4 protein-coding genes are annotated in these 16,821 nt (G+C 64.8%); 3 read left to right on the forward strand and 1 reads right to left on the reverse strand.

Annotated elements, in window-relative coordinates; genetic code table 11:
• Positions 1-64 precede the first annotated feature (64 nt).
• On the reverse strand, positions 65-12,709 hold the full coding sequence (locus QZM15_RS31795) for a YadA-like family protein (RefSeq protein WP_302107888.1): 12,645 nt from the start codon (positions 12,707-12,709) through the stop codon (positions 65-67).
• Positions 12,710-13,425: 716 nt separating this feature from the next.
• Here QZM15_RS31795 and QZM15_RS31800 point away from each other — a divergent pair.
• The 3 genes from QZM15_RS31800 (at position 13,426) to QZM15_RS31810 (ending at position 16,714) form a co-directional block, all read left to right on the forward strand.
• Positions 13,426-14,571, forward strand: coding sequence for a homoserine O-acetyltransferase (locus QZM15_RS31800; protein WP_226226264.1), 1,146 nt, complete (start codon positions 13,426-13,428; stop codon positions 14,569-14,571).
• On the forward strand, positions 14,568-15,176 hold the full coding sequence (metW, locus tag QZM15_RS31805; RefSeq protein ID WP_059573628.1) for a methionine biosynthesis protein MetW: 609 nt from the start codon (positions 14,568-14,570) through the stop codon (positions 15,174-15,176). Before QZM15_RS31800 ends, metW begins: the two co-directional genes overlap by 4 nt.
• 116 nt (positions 15,177-15,292) lie before the next feature.
• Complete coding sequence (locus tag QZM15_RS31810; protein ID WP_059573627.1) at positions 15,293-16,714, forward strand: AmpG family muropeptide MFS transporter; 1,422 nt, start codon at positions 15,293-15,295, stop codon at positions 16,712-16,714.
• Positions 16,715-16,821 lie beyond the last annotated feature (107 nt).

The raw sequence follows: 16,821 nt of genomic DNA on the forward strand, positions 1-16,821 counted from the left end.
TGGCAAGTGCCCGCCACACCACGCATCAGGTGATCACGCGGGCCGAATGGCCCGCGTTACCGCCTTACCACTGATACGACGCACCTGCGCCGAAGGTGTTGCCGCCGCTGCTGAGGCTGACGCCGGCACGCATCTTCAGGTTTTCCGTGATGCGCGCTTCACCGCCCATCGCGACTGCCTGATAGCCCTTGAACGACGCACCGGCGACACCGAACGACAAGGTCTTGCCCGGATCGACGCCCGGAATCATCGTCAGCGCGGTAGCCGCTGCAATACCCGAATAGGCGTTACGCGAGATGTCGTTGATCTGGCCTTGCATACCGCCGAGTGCACGGTCGAACTGCCCCTTGCTGACGGCGTCCGTGGCCTTCACCCCGTCCGCGACGTTGACGATCCGGCGCTCGTGGCCATCAGAGCCGACCGACACGGTGTTGGCTTCGGTCGCCATCGAGCCCTGGCCCAGCGCAACCGAGTTGTCCGCACCGGACGACACCGACGCGCCCTGGCCAAGCGCCGTGCCGTTGTCGGCCGACACCTTCGAACCAGCACCGATTGCCGCGGCGTTGTTCTTGCCGTCGACGATCTGCGAGCCGGAGCCGACAGCAACGTTGCCGTTGCCGTTGCCCGGTTTCGCGGCGACGACTTCAGCGCTGTTCGTGCCACTGCCGCCCGTACCGCTGATCAGGTCGTTGCCATTCGTACCCGAACTGCCGTCGTTGCCGATGCCCGGGGTGATCGCCGTGGTCAGACGGTCGTCGATGTTGTCCACACGCCCTTTCAGCTCCGAATACTGGCCGAAGTTCACGGCGTCGTACTTGCTCTTGCCGTCCTCGACGTTGGTCAGCACCACCGGCCCCGACGACGAGCCGTTGCCCAGCGTCACCTTGTTGAAATTCACACTGCCGTCGCCGTTCTTGTCGTACGCGACAGCGCCGACCAGCTTCGTGGCTTCACCCAGGTTGTTCTGGATCTGCGTGACCCGGTTATCGATGTTGGACAGTGCATCGCCTGCGTTGTTGAAGGTGTTGCCCCCCACGTCGTAGGTCGGCGCGACGACATTGCCGGTTTCCCCGTCGATCTTCGCACCGCCGCCGAGCGCATCGGTCACACCACTCAACTGGCTCACGTTCACCGCATCCGTCGCAACCTTGCCGGCCGCCACGTTGTGCAGCGCGACCGGTGTCGTCGCCCCAGCGCCGCCGAGCGTCACCGAACCGTAGTTCGGCGTGCCGTCCGCGTTCTTGTCGTACACGACCGCCGACTGCAGCTTGCCGTCTTCACCGACCAGGCCGGCCGAACGCAGTTGCCGCACGTTGACCCCATCGGTTTCGTCGACACCGTCCGCGACGTTCTTCAGCCGGACGGGCACCGCACCTGCGCCGCCGAGCGTGACGGAGGCATGCGTTGCGTCGTCGTACTGAACCGCATTCGCGACACCCTTCTGCAGCGTCTCGATCTGCGTCGTGTGCGTCGACACGCGCTCGTCGACGTGCTTGAACGCGTCACCGACGTTGTCGTACGCCGTCTTCAAGCCATCCGCCGCAGTCAGTTCATACGTCGGCGCGGAGATACCGCCGGTCACCGGGTCGAACTTCGCACCGCCCCCGAGACTGTCCGCGATGCTGTGCGCAAGGGAACTCACCTGACGGCCGTTGACAGCCTCGGTGCTGCTATCCGCAAGCGAGCCGTCCGCGACGTTACGAATCACCGTGCCGTTCGCACCTGCCAACGTCACCGCCGCCTTGGTTGCGTCGTCATAGGCGACCGCGTTCGGGTTCGTACCGTTGCCGGTGCCGCCCTCGCGCTGCTCCAGCGCCTTGATTGCATCGCCGACCGACGCGTAGTCCTTGCCGTCGACGTTGTAGACCGGCGAGGTAACCTTGCCGTCTGCGTCGATGCCTGCGCCACCGCCGATGATGTCGGTTACGCCCTTCAACTGCGACACGTTGACTGCATCGGTCGATACCTTGCCGGCTGCAACGTTGTGCAGCGCGACCGGGACGCCGGCATTCATGCCACCGAACGTCACCGAAGCGAAGTTCGTGGTGCCGTCGGCATGCGTGTCGTAGGTCACGGCTGCAAGCGCCTTGCCGTTCTCGCCGATCAGGCCCGACGACTTCAGCTGCGACACGTTCACCGCGTCCATGTCGGCCGTACCAGCCTTCACGTTCGACAGCGTCGTACCGGTCTGGCCGCCGGCCAGCGTCAGCTTGTCCTTCGACGTGCTGTCGTACACCACTGCCAGCGATTCGCCCGTCGTCTTGTCGATCACGCCGCCATCCGTCAGGGAGTCCTTCAGGTTGCCGAGGTTCTCGTTCGTCGCGAACAATTGCGAGCCGTTCACTGCGTCCGTGCTCGTCGCCGACAGTGCACCGGCCTTCACGTTCGTCAGCGTCGTGCCGCCGTCACCTGCCAACGTTGCCGACGTGAAGTTGGGCGTGCCGTCCGCGTTCTTGTCGTACGTCATCGCAGCCGCCGCGTTGCCGTCCTTGTCGATCAAGCCCGACGACTTCAGTTGCGACACGTTCACTGCGTCCGTGTCGGCCTTGCCTGCCGCCACGTTCGACAGCGTCGTACCGTTCTGGCCGGCCAGCGTCACCTTGTCCTTCAGCTCGCCGTCATAGGCCACCGCATTCGGATCCGTGCCGTTGGTGCCATCACCGCCACTCTTCGCCGCAGCCTGCAGCGCGTCGTTGACGTTGTGGTACTCCTTGCCGTCGATCGTGTACGTCGGTGCGGTCACGTCGCCGTTCGCGTCGAAGCCCGTACCGCCACCGACCACGTTGGCCAGGCCTTTGAGCTGGCCGAGGTTGACCGCATCGGTGTTCTGCGTACCGTTCGCGACATGGATGATCTGCCGTTCGGCGCCTGCCTTGCCGATCGACAGCGCGTTTGCACGATCCGCGATCGAGCTGGCACCCAACGCGACGCTGTTCGACTGAAGCGCTTTCGAGTTCGCCCCGAGCGCGACTGCGTCGGCCACGCTCTTGGCCACGTTCGCATTCGTACCCACTGCAATGCTGTTCGTGCTTCCGCCCATCGTCGTCGCCTTGTCGCCCACGGCGATCGAGCTCTGACCCAAAGCCATCACGCCGTTGTTACCGACCGCCACCGCGTTTTCGGCGTTGGCCTTTGCTCGGGAACCGATCGCCAACGCACCTGCGCCGTTCGTCGTGACCATGCTGCCCATCGCGACCGAGAACGGTTGGTCGACCCCCGTCTGCGCATAGCTGCCGAGCGCAACCGCGCTCTCTGAAAGGGCGACCGCCTGCAGACCGATCGCGACCGTATCGAGGCCGCCCGCAGCGCTCCCCACGCCGATGGCCGCGGCCGTTCCCAGCGTCGGATCCCCGCCGTTGATCGACGCCACGTTCGGCATGGTGCCGTCCGCGCCCATCCCTTCGATTGCAACGAAGGTACCCGGCTTCGATTCGACGTCACGCGTCATCCGCTGCATCTTGTGATCGATGTCCGTATTGGCGGTTTTCATCGCCTCTGTCAGCTGCTTCAGCGTGACGGCATCGGTTTCGTTGACGCCATCGCTGACGTTGACGATCCGGCGCGTCGCGTCAGTGTCGCCGACCGACACAGTCCAAGCTTCGTCAGCGACCGAATTGGCACCGACTGCAACCGAATAGTCGCCACTTGCGCGCGAGCCCGCCCCCAAAGCCAATGTATGTGTCTTGCTTGCCACCGCGCCGGAACCAATCGCGACAGCGTCCTTACCGCGCGCGAGTGCCGCGATACCACCTTCCTTTGTGTAGACCTTGATGTACTTGAGATCGATCGCGCCATTGACGAGCCTGTCATACAGACCGTCCAACTGATCGACGTTGACGGCATCGGTACCGGCCACACCGGCGGCCACATTCGACAACGTCACCGGCCCCGTCGACTTCCCGCCGCCCAGCGTCACCGAGTTGAAGTTCGGCGTGCCGTCCGTCTTCTTGTCGTACGTCACCGCGGCAATCGACTTGCCGTCCTCGCCGATCAGACCCGACGACTTCAGTTGCGACACGTTCACCGCGTCCATGTCGGCCGTACCGGCCTTCACGTTCGACAGCGTCGTGCCTGCCTTGCCAGCCAGCGTCACCTTGTCTTTCGACGTGCTGTCATACACCACCGCCAGCGATTCGCCCGTCGTCTTGTCGATGACGCCGCCGTCCGTCAGGGTGTCCTTCAGGTTGCCGAGGCTCTCGTTCGTCGCGAACAGCTGCGAGCCGTTCACCGCATCCGTGCTCGTCGCCGACAGTTCGGCCGCCTTCACGTTCGTCAGCTTCGTACCCGTCTTGCCCGCGAGCGTCACCGACTCGTGGTTTGCCGTGCCGTCCGCATTTTTGTCATACGTCACCGCAGCGATCGACTTGCCGTCGTCACCGATCAGACCCGACGACTTCAGCTGCGATACGTTCACCGCGTCCTTGTCCGCCTTGCCGTCTGCAACGTTCGACAATGTCGTGCCGCCAACACCGGCCAGCGTCGCCGACTTGAAGTTCGGCGTGCCGTCCGCGTTCTTGTCGTACGTCACCGCAGCAAGCGACTTGCCGTCTTCACCGATCAGGCCCGACGACTTCAGTTGCGATACGTTCACCGCGTCCTTGTCGGCCTTGCCGTCTGCAACGTTCGACAGCGTCGTGCCGCCAACACCGGCCAGCGTCGCCGACTTGAAGTTCGGCGTGCCGTCCGCGTTCTTGTCGTACGTCAGCGCAGCGCGCGACTTGCCGTCACCATCGACCAGACCCGATGACTTCAGTTGCGATACGTTCACCGCGTCCGTGTCGGCCGTACCAGCCTTCACGTTCAACAGCTTCGTGCCGCCTTCGCCTGCCAGCGTCGCCGACTTGTAATTCGGCGTACCGTCCGCGTTCTTGTCGTACGTCAGCGCAGCAACCGACTTGCCGTCTTCGCCGATCAGGCCCGACGACTTCAGTTGCGATACGTTCACCGCGTCCTTGTCCGCCTTGCCGTCTGCAACGTTCGACAGCGTCGTACCGCCAACGCCTGCCAGCGTCGCCGACTTGAAGTTCGGCGTACCGTCCGCGTTCTTGTCGTACGTCAGCGCGGCCAGCGTCTTGCCGTCGTCACCGATCAGGCCCGACGACTTCAGTTGCGATACGTTCACCGCGTCCCTGTCCGCCTTGCCGTCTGCAACGTTCGACAGCTTCGTACCGCCTTCGCCCGCCAGCGTCGCCGACTTGAAGTTCGGCGTACCGTCCGCGTTCTTGTCGTACGTCAGCGCGGCCAGCGTCTTGCCGTCTTCGCCGATCAGGCCCGACGACTTCAGTTGCGATACGTTCACCGCGTCCTTGTCCGCCTTGCCGTCTGCCACGTTCGACAGCGTCGTGCCGCCAACACCGGCCAGCGTCGCCGACTTGTAATTCGGCGTACCGTCCGCGTTCTTGTCGTACGTCAGCGCGGCCAGCGCCTTGCCGTCTCCGCCGATCAGGCCCGACGACTTCAGTTGCGATACGTTCACCGCGTCCGTGTCGGCCTTGCCGTCTGCAACGTTCGACAGCGTCGTACCGCCAACACCGGCCAGCGTCGCCGACTTGTAGTTCGGCGTACCGTCCGCGTTCTTGTCGTAAGTGATTGCAGCCAGCGTCTTGCCGTCCTCGCCGATCAGGCCCGACGACTTCAGTTGCGATACGTTCACCGCGTCCTTGTCGGCCTTGCCGTCTGCCACGTTCGACAGCGTCGTGCCGCCAACACCGGCCAGCGTCGCCGACTTGAAGTTCGGCGTGCCGTCTGCGTTCTTGTCGTACGTGATTGCAGCAAGCGACTTGCCGTCCTCGCCGATCAGGCCCGACGACTTCAGTTGCGACACGTTCACCGCATCCAGGTCGGCCTTGCCGGCCTTCACGTTCGACAGCTTCGTGCCGCCTTCGCCGGCCAGCGTCGCCGACTTAAAGTTCGGCGTGCCGTCCGCGTTCTTGTCGTACGTCACCGCAGCAAGCGACTTGCCATCCTCGCCAACGAGGCCCGACGACTTCAGTTGCGATACGTTCACCGCGTCCATGTCGGCCGTACCGGCCTTCACGTTCGACAGCGTCGTGCCCGCCTGGCCCGCCAGCGTCACCTTGTCCTTCGTCATGCTGTCGTAAGACACGGCCAGCGGGTTCATGCCGCCTTCCACGTCGCTGATCGCTTTCGTCAGTTGATCGACGTTCACCGCATCCGTGCCGGCCGTGCCCTGTGCAACGTTCGACAGCGTCACCGGGCCCGTCGACTTCCCGCCGCCCAGCGTCACCGAGTTGTAGTTCGGCGTGCCGTCCGCCTTCTTGTCGTACGTCACCGCGGCAATCGACTTGCCGTCGTCACCGATCAGGCCCGACGACTTCAGCTGCGACACGTTCACCGCGTCCAGATCCGCCGTACCGGCCTTCACGTTCGACAGCGTCGTGCCTGCCTTGCCCGCCAGCGTCACCTTGTCCTTCGACGTGCTGTCGTACACCACCGCCAGCGATTCGCCCGTCGTCTTGTCGATGACGCCGCCATCCGTCAGGGTGTCCTTCAGGTTGCCCAGGTTCTCGTTCGTCGCAAACAGTTGCGAGCCGTTCACCGCGTCCGTGCTCGTCGCCGACAGTTCGGCCGCCTTCACGTTCGTCAGCTTCGTACCCGTCTTGCCCGCGAGCGTCACCGACTCGTGGTTTGCCGTGCCGTCCGCATTTTTGTCATACGTCACCGCAGCGATCGACTTGCCGTCGTCACCGATCAGACCCGACGACTTCAGCTGCGACACGTTCACCGCGTCCATGTCGGCCGTACCGGCCTTCACGTTCGACAGCGTCGTGCCTGCCTTGCCAGCCAGCGTCACCTTGTCTTTCGACGTGCTGTCATACACCACCGCCAGCGATTCGCCCGTCGTCTTGTCGATGACGCCGCCGTCCGTCAGGGTGTCCTTCAGGTTGCCGAGGCTCTCGTTCGTCGCGAACAGCTGCGAGCCGTTCACCGCATCCGTGCTCGTCGCCGACAGTTCGGCCGCCTTCACGTTCGTCAGCTTCGTACCCGTCTTGCCCGCGAGCGTCACCGACTCGTGGTTTGCCGTGCCGTCCGCATTTTTGTCATACGTCACCGCAGCAAGCGACTTGCCGTCTTCGCCGATCAGGCCCGACGACTTCAGCTGTGACACGTTTACCGCGTCGAGGTCGGCCTTACCCGCCGCCACGTTCGACAGCGTCGTGCCACCTTTACCCGCCAGTGTTGCCGATTGGTAGTTCGGCGTGCCGTCCTTGTTCTTGTCGTACGTCACCGCGGCACGCGTGTCGCCATCCGCATCCACCAGGCCCGTGTTCGTGAACTGGTTCTTGATGTGCGTGATGTCGCCCGTGTTGCCTGCCACTCGACCGTCCAGGTTCTCCAGCGCATCGCCTACCGTGTGGTAATCGACCTTCTTCGTATCGTCCGCCGGATCGGCCAGCGTGTACGTCGGCGCCTTCAGCTTCCCGCTTTCGTCCACCATCGAGCCACCACCCAGCGCGTCCGCCACGCTCTGCGCCGTGCCATGCAGCTGCGAGCCGTTGACTGCGTCCTTGCTGTCCGCGCTCACCTTGCCAGCCGCCACATTCGACAGCGTCGTGCCCGCCTGGCCCGCCAGCGTCACCTTGTCCTTCGTCACGCTGTCGTAAGACACGGCCAGCGGGTTCATGCCGCCTTCCACGTCGCTGATTGCTTTCGTCAGTTGATCGACGTTCACCGCGTCCGTGCCGGCCGTGCCCTGTGCAACGTTCGACAGCGTCACCGGGCCCGTCGACTTCCCGCCGCCCAGCGTCACCGAGTTGAAGTTCGGCGTGCCGTCCGGCTTCTTATCGTACGTCACCGCGGCAATCGACTTGCCGTCCTCGCCGATCAAACCCGACGACTTCAGCTGCGATACGTTCACCGCGTCCATGTCGGCCGTACCGGCCTTCACGTTCGACAGCGTCGTGCCTGCCTTGCCCGCCAGCGTCACCTTGTCCTTCGACGTGCTGTCGTACACCACCGCCAGCGATTCGCCCGTCGTCTTGTCGATGACGCCGCCATCCGTCAGGGTGTCCTTCAGGTTGCCCAGGTTCTCGTTCGTCGCGAACAACTGCGAGCCGTTCACCGCGTCCGTGCTCGTCGCCGACAGTTCGGCCGCCTTCACGTTCGTCAGCTTCGTACCCGTCTTGCCCGCGAGCGTCACCGACTCGTGGTTTGCCGTGCCGTCCGCATTTTTGTCATACGTCACCGCAGCGATCGACTTGCCGTCTTCGCCGATCAGGCCCGACGACTTCAGTTGCGATACGTTCACCGCGTCCTTGTCGGCCTTGCCGTCTGCCACGTTCGACAATGTCGTGCCGCCAACACCGGCCAGCGTCGCCGACTTGAAGTTCGGCGTACCGTCCGCGTTCTTGTCGTACGTCACCGCAGCAAGCGACTTGCCGTCGTCACCGATCAGGCCCGACGACTTCAGCTGCGATACGTTCACCGCGTCCAGATCCGCCGTACCGGCCTTCACGTTCGACAGCGTCGTGCCTGTCTTGCCCGCCAGCGTCACCTTGTCCTTCGACGTGCTGTCATACACCACCGCCAGCGATTCGCCCGTCGTCTTGTCGATGACGCCACCATCCGTCAGGGTGTCCTTCAGGTTGCCCAGGTTCTCGTTCGTCGCAAACAGTTGCGAGCCGTTCACCGCGTCCGTGCTCGTCGCCGACAGCTCACCAGCCTTCACGTTCGTCAGTGTCGTGCCGCCTTCGCCGGCCAGCGTCGCCGACTTAAAGTTCGGCGTGCCGTCCGCGTTCTTGTCGTACGTCACCGCAGCAAGCGACTTGCCGTCCTCGCCAACGAGGCCCGACGACTTCAGTTGCGATACGTTCACCGCGTCCATGTCGGCCGTGCCAGCCTTCACGTTCGACAGCGTCGTGCCCGCCTGGCCCGCCAGCGTCACCTTGTCCTTCGTCACGCTGTCGTAAGACACGGCCAGCGGGTTCATGCCGCCTTCCACGTCGCTGATCGCTTTCGTCAGTTGATCGACGTTCACCGCATCCGTGCCGGCCGTGCCCTGTGCAACGTTCGACAGCGTCACCGGGCCCGTCGACTTCCCGCCGCCCAGCGTCACCGAGTTGTAGTTCGGCGTGCCGTCTGCCTTCTTGTCGTACGTCACCGCGGCAATCGACTTGCCGTCCTCGCCGATCAGGCCCGACGACTTCAGCTGCGACACGTTCACCGCGTCCAGATCCGCCGTACCGGCCTTCACGTTCGACAGCGTCGTGCCTGCCTTGCCCGCCAGCGTCACCTTGTCCTTCGACGTGCTGTCGTACACCACCGCCAGCGATTCGCCCGTCGTCTTGTCGATGACGCCGCCATCCGTCAGGGTGTCCTTCAGGTTGCCCAGGTTCTCGTTCGTCGCAAACAGTTGCGAGCCGTTCACCGCGTCCGTGCTCGTCGCCGACAGTTCGGCCGCCTTCACGTTCGTCAGCTTCGTACCCGTCTTGCCCGCGAGCGTCACCGACTCGTGGTTTGCCGTGCCGTCCGCATTTTTGTCATACGTCACCGCAGCGATCGACTTGCCGTCTTCGCCGATCAGGCCCGACGACTTCAGTTGCGATACGTTCACCGCGTCCTTGTCCGCCTTGCCGTCTGCCACGTTCGACAACGTCGTGCCGCCAACACCGACCAGCGTCGCCGACTTGAAGTTCGGCGTACCGTCCGCGTTCTTGTCGTACGTCACCGCAGCAAGCGACTTGCCGTCCTCGCCGATCAGACCCGACGACTTCAGCTGCGACACGTTCACCGCGTCCATGTCGGCCGTACCGGCCTTCACGTTCGACAGCGTCGTGCCTGTCTTGCCCGCCAGCGTGACCTTGTCCTTCGTCGCGCTGTCGTAAGACACGGCGTTCGGGTCGGAGCCGCCGTTCTTCGCCATCGCGTCCAGCGCGTCGCCGACGTTGTTGTACGTCGTGTCGCCGACCTTGTACGTCGGTGCCGTGATGTTGCCATCGGTGCCGATGCCCGCGCCCCCGCCGAGCGCATTCGTCACGCCCGTCAACTGGCTCACGTTCACCGCATCGTTGTTTTTGGTACCCTTTGCGACGTTGACGATCTGGCGCTGCATCGAGTTCGACCCGACGGAAAGTGCATTACCGCGATCGGCGACGGAGTTAGCGCCCAGCGCGATACCGCCACTATTGCCTGATGTCACGCTTGCGTTGGCACCCAACGCCATTGCATCGGTTACGTTTTGCGCAACCTTCGCGGACTTGCCGAGCGCCACGCTGTTCGCGCTCCCGCCCATCGTCGCCGCCTTGTCGCCCATGGCAATCGAGCTCTGACCCAAAGCCATCACGCCGTTGTTACCGACCGCCACCGCATTTTGCGCGTTGGCCTTCACGTGGGAACCGATGGCCAACGCACCCGCGCCATTGGTCGTGACCATGCTGCCCATCGCGACCGAGAACGGTTGGTCGACCCCCGTCTGCGCAATACTGCCGAGCGCGACCGAACCCTCCGAAAGGGCGGCGGCCTGCAGACCGATCGCAACCGTATCGAGGCCGCCCGCAGCGCTCCCCACGCCGATGGCCGCGGCCGTTCCCAGCGTCGGATCCGTGCCGTTGATCGATGCCACGTTCGGCATGGTGCCGTCCGCACCCATCCCTTCGATTGCAACGAAGGTACCCGGCTTCGATTCGACGTCACGCGTCATCCGCTGCATCCGCTTGTTTGCGGTTTGCATCGCATTGGTCAACTGGTGCATCGTGACGGCATCGGTTTCGTCAACGCCATCGCTGACGTTGACGATCCGGCGCGTCGCGGCGGTGTCACCGACCGACACGGTATTGGCGCCCGAAGCGACCGAGTTGATCCCGATCGCGACGGAGTTCCTGCCCGTCGCCCTGGCACCCGAACCGATCGCCAGTGTGTCGGTATTCGTCGCCATCGCCTGCGAGCCGATCGCCACGCTGTTCTTGCCCAGCGCATTGGCCTGCATGCCCGTGGCATTGACCTTGATGTACTTCATGTCGAGCGTGCCGTCGCCGAGATCCTTCTTGATCTCGTCCTTGACGTCGCTCATGCCGCTTTGGAGCTGGGCCACGTTGACGGCATCGGTAGCGGCCTGGCCGGTCGCGACGTTCTTCAGCGAGACCGGCTTCGTCGCGCCCGTGCCGCCCAGCGTCACGCTCGTCTTGCCCGCGCCGTCATAGTGCACGGCGTTCGCGTCCTCGCCACCTGCGCCGCCCGAGGCGGCCGCGGCCTGAAGCGCGTCGCCGACGTTGTTGAAAGTCTTGTCACCGACCTTGTAGGTCGGCTTCGAAAGGGTGCCGTCCGTATTGACGATCGTTTCGCCGCCGAGTGCCGATGCGACGCTCGACGACACGTCATACAGTTGGCCGCCGTTCACGGCGTCCTTGCTGGCCGATGCGACCTTGCCGGCCTTCACGTTCGTGACGATCGTGCCGCCCGTGCCGCCCAGCGCAACGGTGCTCTTCGTCGCATCCTTGTATACGACCGCGAGCGACTCGCCGGTCGACGGGTCGATCAGCCCGCTATCGTTCAGCGACTTCTCGACATCGGTCACGCGGTTGTTGGTCGCGAACAGTTGCGCGCCGTTGACGGCGTCCGTGCTGTTCGCCGACAGCGTGGCCGCGCGCACGTTGGTGAGCTTGACCGCGGCCGAGCCGGTGCCGCCGAGGGTCACCGAATTCTTCGCGGTGGAGTCGTACTCCACCGCATTTTCCGACCCGCCGCCCGAGGCGGAAGCCGCCAGCAGCGCATCGCCGACGTTGTCGTAGGTCTTGCTGCCGATCGTGTAGGCCGGTTTCTTGATGTTGCCGCTCGCGTCGACGGCAGCGTTGCCGCCCAGCGTGGCGGTCACATCCTTGAGCTGCGCAATGTTGACGGCATCGGTCGCCTGCGTGCCGCGCCCGACGTTGACGATCTGACGCTCGAAACCGGCGGTGCCCACCGATACCGTGTTGTCCCGGTCAGCTTCGGAATACGAACCGAGTGCCAGCGAGTCGGCGCCGCGCGCCGCCGCGCTCTGACCGATCGCGATCGCGTTGTCCGCTGCCGCCGCAGCCTGCGAGCCGATCGCCATCGTACCTGCCCGCGCCGCCATCGACGAATCGCCGATCGCCAGTGCGGATTCCGCCGTCGCCTTCGCCTTCCGGCCCAGCGCGTAGGCACCCCAACCGGTCGCCTGTGCCTCGTTGCCGAGCGCGATCGACGACTTGCCGCCCGCATTGGCAGCTGCCCCAAGCGCAATCGCACCTTCTTCGCCGAGCGCCGATGCATTGGCACCGAACGCGACGTTGTTGCCGGCCGCCGTCGCCGCGGTACCGATCGCTACCGCACCGCTGAGACCCGACGTGGACGGACGCGTTTTCGCGCTGCTGCCGATCGCGATCGAGTTCTCGCCCATCGCCGACGCGTTATCCGTGCCGTCGCCCCTCGCATTGATCTTCACGTATGCGCTGTTGTCGGACACGACTGCCCGGGTATCGGGGACACTTCGCTTCAGCGTTTGCGGATTCTGCTTGACGTCGGCCAGATGGGTACGCTCGTCGAGCGTCGGGTCTGCCGCGTCGACTTCGTCCGCGTACGCGGACCCCATCGAAGCCACGACCAGCGCGGCGGCCGCCGCGATTTTTGATTTCGACGAGCTCGACGATTTCGAGCGTCCGCGCGCAATTTCCGATGCGGCGCACCAGGTGCTGGTCGAGGCGTTCCACACGACACGATACGACTTGTTCATACGAACCTTTCCCTTTGGTAAACCTCTCGGCAACGTGCATCGGCTTTGCGTAGCCATATCGATGCGACGACTCGGCGAGAGCGGTGACAAGTAGCTCAACGCTTACGGTTTTCCGGAAAGAAATGCGAAACGTGACTGCTGAGGAAATCGCATGAAGACGGACGGAAGATCATGCCGACAGCGCTGCGAAATCGCGCGTTTCAACCGGATACTGAAAGCTGGCTGAAACTCTATTGGCGCGCCCTCATCTCGAAAACAGGACGAGAACTAAATAGGTGGGAATACGTTTACAACTTGTACGAATTGCCTTTTATCTCTAATAAATTTCACAGGATTTAAAGGATTTGCCGGACCACACCAGGCATCGAATAATTAGATATTTCCTGTATCAAAAAAGTCGCGGAGACGACGCGTTTCGCTGAACGGCGGAGCCGGACGGCATGCGACGGCACCCTGCTTGAACCTGGTCTTCCGGACCGCTCGCACGCCTGGAAAATCCGCTATACTTTGCCGACTGCCGCCCTTGGCGGCAGGTCGGAAGCGCGCCGATTTGCTGACTCGATTGCGGGCGCGCGAACCGGCCGGGGTTTGATGCGTCGATGCGTCGCTCCCCAGGCGGGTTCACTACAAATGCGGCTAAAGAGGTCGTCAGCCGCGCACCTTCGCCTCCGCGCATCGCCGACACCGTTTAGCCGCCCAGTCATAAGGCGGAACGAATGGACTCGATCGGCATCGTCGCTCCACAGACCATGCACTTCGCCGAACCGCTGCGCTTGCAAAGCGGCAGCGTGCTCGGCAACTATCAGCTCGTCGTCGAGACTTACGGCGAGCTCAACGCCGCGCGCTCGAACGCGGTGCTCGTCTGCCACGCGCTCAACGCGTCGCACCACGTCGCCGGCGTCTACGCGGATGATCCGCGCAGCACCGGCTGGTGGGACAACATGGTCGGCCCGGGCAAGCCGCTCGACACCAACCGCTTCTTCGTGATCGGCGTGAACAACCTCGGGTCGTGCTTCGGCTCGACGGGCCCGATGAGCGTCGATCCGTCGACCGGCAAGCCGTACGGCGCCAAGTTCCCGGTGGTCACCGTCGAGGACTGGGTGCACGCCCAGGCGCGCGTCGCCGACGCGTTCGGCATCGAGCGCTTCGCGGCCGTGATGGGCGGCAGCCTCGGCGGGATGCAGGCGCTCGCATGGAGCCTGATGTATCCGGAGCGCGTCGCGCACTGCATCGACATCGCGTCGACGCCGAAGCTGTCCGCGCAGAACATCGCGTTCAACGAGGTCGCGCGCTCGGCGATCCTGTCCGATCCCGATTTCCACGGCGGCGACTATTACGCGCACAACGTCAAGCCGAAGCGCGGCCTGCGCGTCGCGCGGATGATCGGCCACATCACGTACCTGTCCGACGACGACATGGCCGAGAAATTCGGCCGGGCGCTGCGCCGCGCGGACGGCGCGCTCGACGCGTACAACTTCAGCTTCGACGTCGAGTTCGAGGTCGAGTCGTACCTGCGCTACCAGGGCGACAAGTTCGCCGACTACTTCGACGCGAACACCTACCTGCTGATTACGCGCGCGCTCGACTACTTCGATCCGGCCAAGGCGTTCGACGGCAACCTGACGGCCGCGCTCGCGCATACGCAGGCGAAGTACCTGATCGCGAGCTTCTCGACCGACTGGCGCTTCGCGCCCGCGCGCTCGCGCGAGATCGTGAAGGCGCTGCTCGACAACAAGCGCACGGTCAGCTACGCGGAAATCGATGCGCCGCACGGCCATGATGCGTTCCTGCTGGACGACGCGCGCTATCACAACCTGATCCGCGCGTATTACGAACGAATCGCCATCGAGGTGGGAGCATGAACCAGCAAGCGCTGAATTCCCTGTCCGCGCGCGCGGACTTCCGCACGATCGCCCGCTGGGTCGAGCCGCGCTCGAGCGTGCTCGACCTCGGCTGCGGCGACGGCTCGCTGCTCGCGCTGCTGATGGAAGAACTGGACGTGACCGGCTACGGGATCGAGCTGAACGACGCGGGCGTGCTCGCGAGCGCGAAAAACGGCATCAACGTGATCCAGCAGAACCTCGAGGACGGCCTGCGCCTGTTCGAGGATCACAGCTTCGACATCGCGATCCTGTCGCAGACGCTTCAGACGATCCACCAGACCGCCGCGATCCTGCGCGAAACCGCGCGGGTCGGGCGCGAATGCATCGTGTCGTTCCCGAACTTCGGCTACTGGGCGCACCGGCTGTCGGTGCTGCGCGGCCGGATGCCGGTGTCGAAGTCGCTGCCTTATCAGTGGCACAACACGCCGAACGTGCGGGTGCTGACGATCAAGGATTTCGAGGCGCTCGCGCCCGAAGTCGGCGTCACGATCCTCGACCGCGTCGTGCTGCACGAAGGCCAGCCGATTCGATGGGGAGCGAACTGGCGTGGTAGTCTTGCTGTCTATCGCGTCAAGCGCAGCTGAGCCGGGGAGCCGTTGACGGAAGATCCGGCCCGCCCACGCGCGCGGCCGCCCCACCTTCGCCGGCCGCGCCGCCCGCGCTGCCGCCGCCTTCAGTCAACGCTACCCAGTTCCAGTCCATGTCGAAAACGCCACACGAGGCGCCCGCACTCACCGCTCACGAGGATCACCCCGGCTGGCGCGCCTATCTGAACAAGCACATGCTGATCTGCGTGTTCCTGGGCTTCACGTCGGGGCTGCCCCTGTTCACGCTCGTCTACCTCGTGCAGGCATGGCTGCGCTCCGAGGGCGTGAACCTGAAGGAGATCGGCCTGTTCGCGCTGATCCAGTTCCCGTATACGTGGAAGTTCCTGTGGGCGCCGCTGATGGACCGCTACATCCCGCGGCTGCCCGGCTGGCGGCCGGGCCGCCGGCGCGGCTGGCTGCTGCTCACGCAGGTGCTGGTCGCCGGCGCGATCGCCGCGCTCGGCTTCGTGTCGCCGCGCGACTCGATCTGGACGGTCGCCGCGCTCACGACGCTCGTCGCGTTCTTCGGCGCGAGCGCCGACATCGTGATCGACGCGTACCGCCGCGAACTGCTGCGCGACACCGAGCAGGGCCTCGGCAACGCGGTGCACGTGAACGCGTACAAGCTCGCCGCGCTGATCCCCGGCTCGCTGGCGCTGATCCTGTCCGACCACATGCCGTGGGACGCCGTGTTCGCGATCACCGGCGCATTCATGCTGCCGGGCATCCTGATGACGCTCGTCGTGCGCGAGCCGGAAGTGGCCGGCGCGCCGCCGCGCAACCTGCGCGACGCGATCGTGCTGCCGTTTCGCGAATTCATCCAGCGCGACGGCTGGGCCGGCGCGCTGCTCGTCGTCGCGTTCATCTTCCTGTTCAAGATCGGCGACACGATGGCCACCACGCTGTCGACGTCGTTCTTCCTCGACATCGGCTTCACGCGCACCGAAATCGGCATCGTCGCGAAAACCACCGCGCTCGTCGCGAGCGTCGCCGGCGGCATCATCGGCGGCATCTGGCTCGTGAAGATCGGCATCGGCCGCGGGCTGTGGATCTTCGGCGCGCTGCAGATGGTGTCGACGCTCGGCTTCGCATGGCTCGCGCAGCTCGGCCCCGGTTCGCCCGTGCTCGCGATGCTGTACGACTTCACCGTGTCGACGAGCCACGCGATCGCGGCCGCGCTGTCGGTGTTCGGCATCGCCGTCACGCCGCAATTCAGCCCGATGACGGTCGCGCTCGCGATCGTCTACGGCTTCGAAACCTTCACGACCGGGCTGACGATGGCCGCGTTCGTCGCGTACATCGCCAGCACGACCGATCCGCGCTACACGGCCACGCAGTTCGCGCTGTTCACGAGCCTGGCCTCCGTGCCGCGCACGCTCGCGTCGGCGGCGAGCGGCTTCATCGTCGCGAAGATCGGCTGGTTCGACTACTTCATCGTGTGCACCGCGCTCGCGATTCCCGGCATGCTGCTGCTGTTCAGGATCGCGCCGTGGAACGGTGCCGCGCGCAACGGCGAGGCGAGCCGTGCGCGGTAACCGCCTGCGCCGTCTCGCACGCGTGGCGGCCGCGTTGGGCGTCGGCGCCGCGGCGCTCGCCGCGCACGCGACCGACACCGGCGCGACGGCCGCGGGCTCCGCGCCGG

It is taken from the genome of Burkholderia sp. AU44665 (genome assembly GCF_030504405.1).
In the GTDB taxonomy this organism is placed as follows: domain Bacteria; phylum Pseudomonadota; class Gammaproteobacteria; order Burkholderiales; family Burkholderiaceae; genus Burkholderia; species Burkholderia semiarida.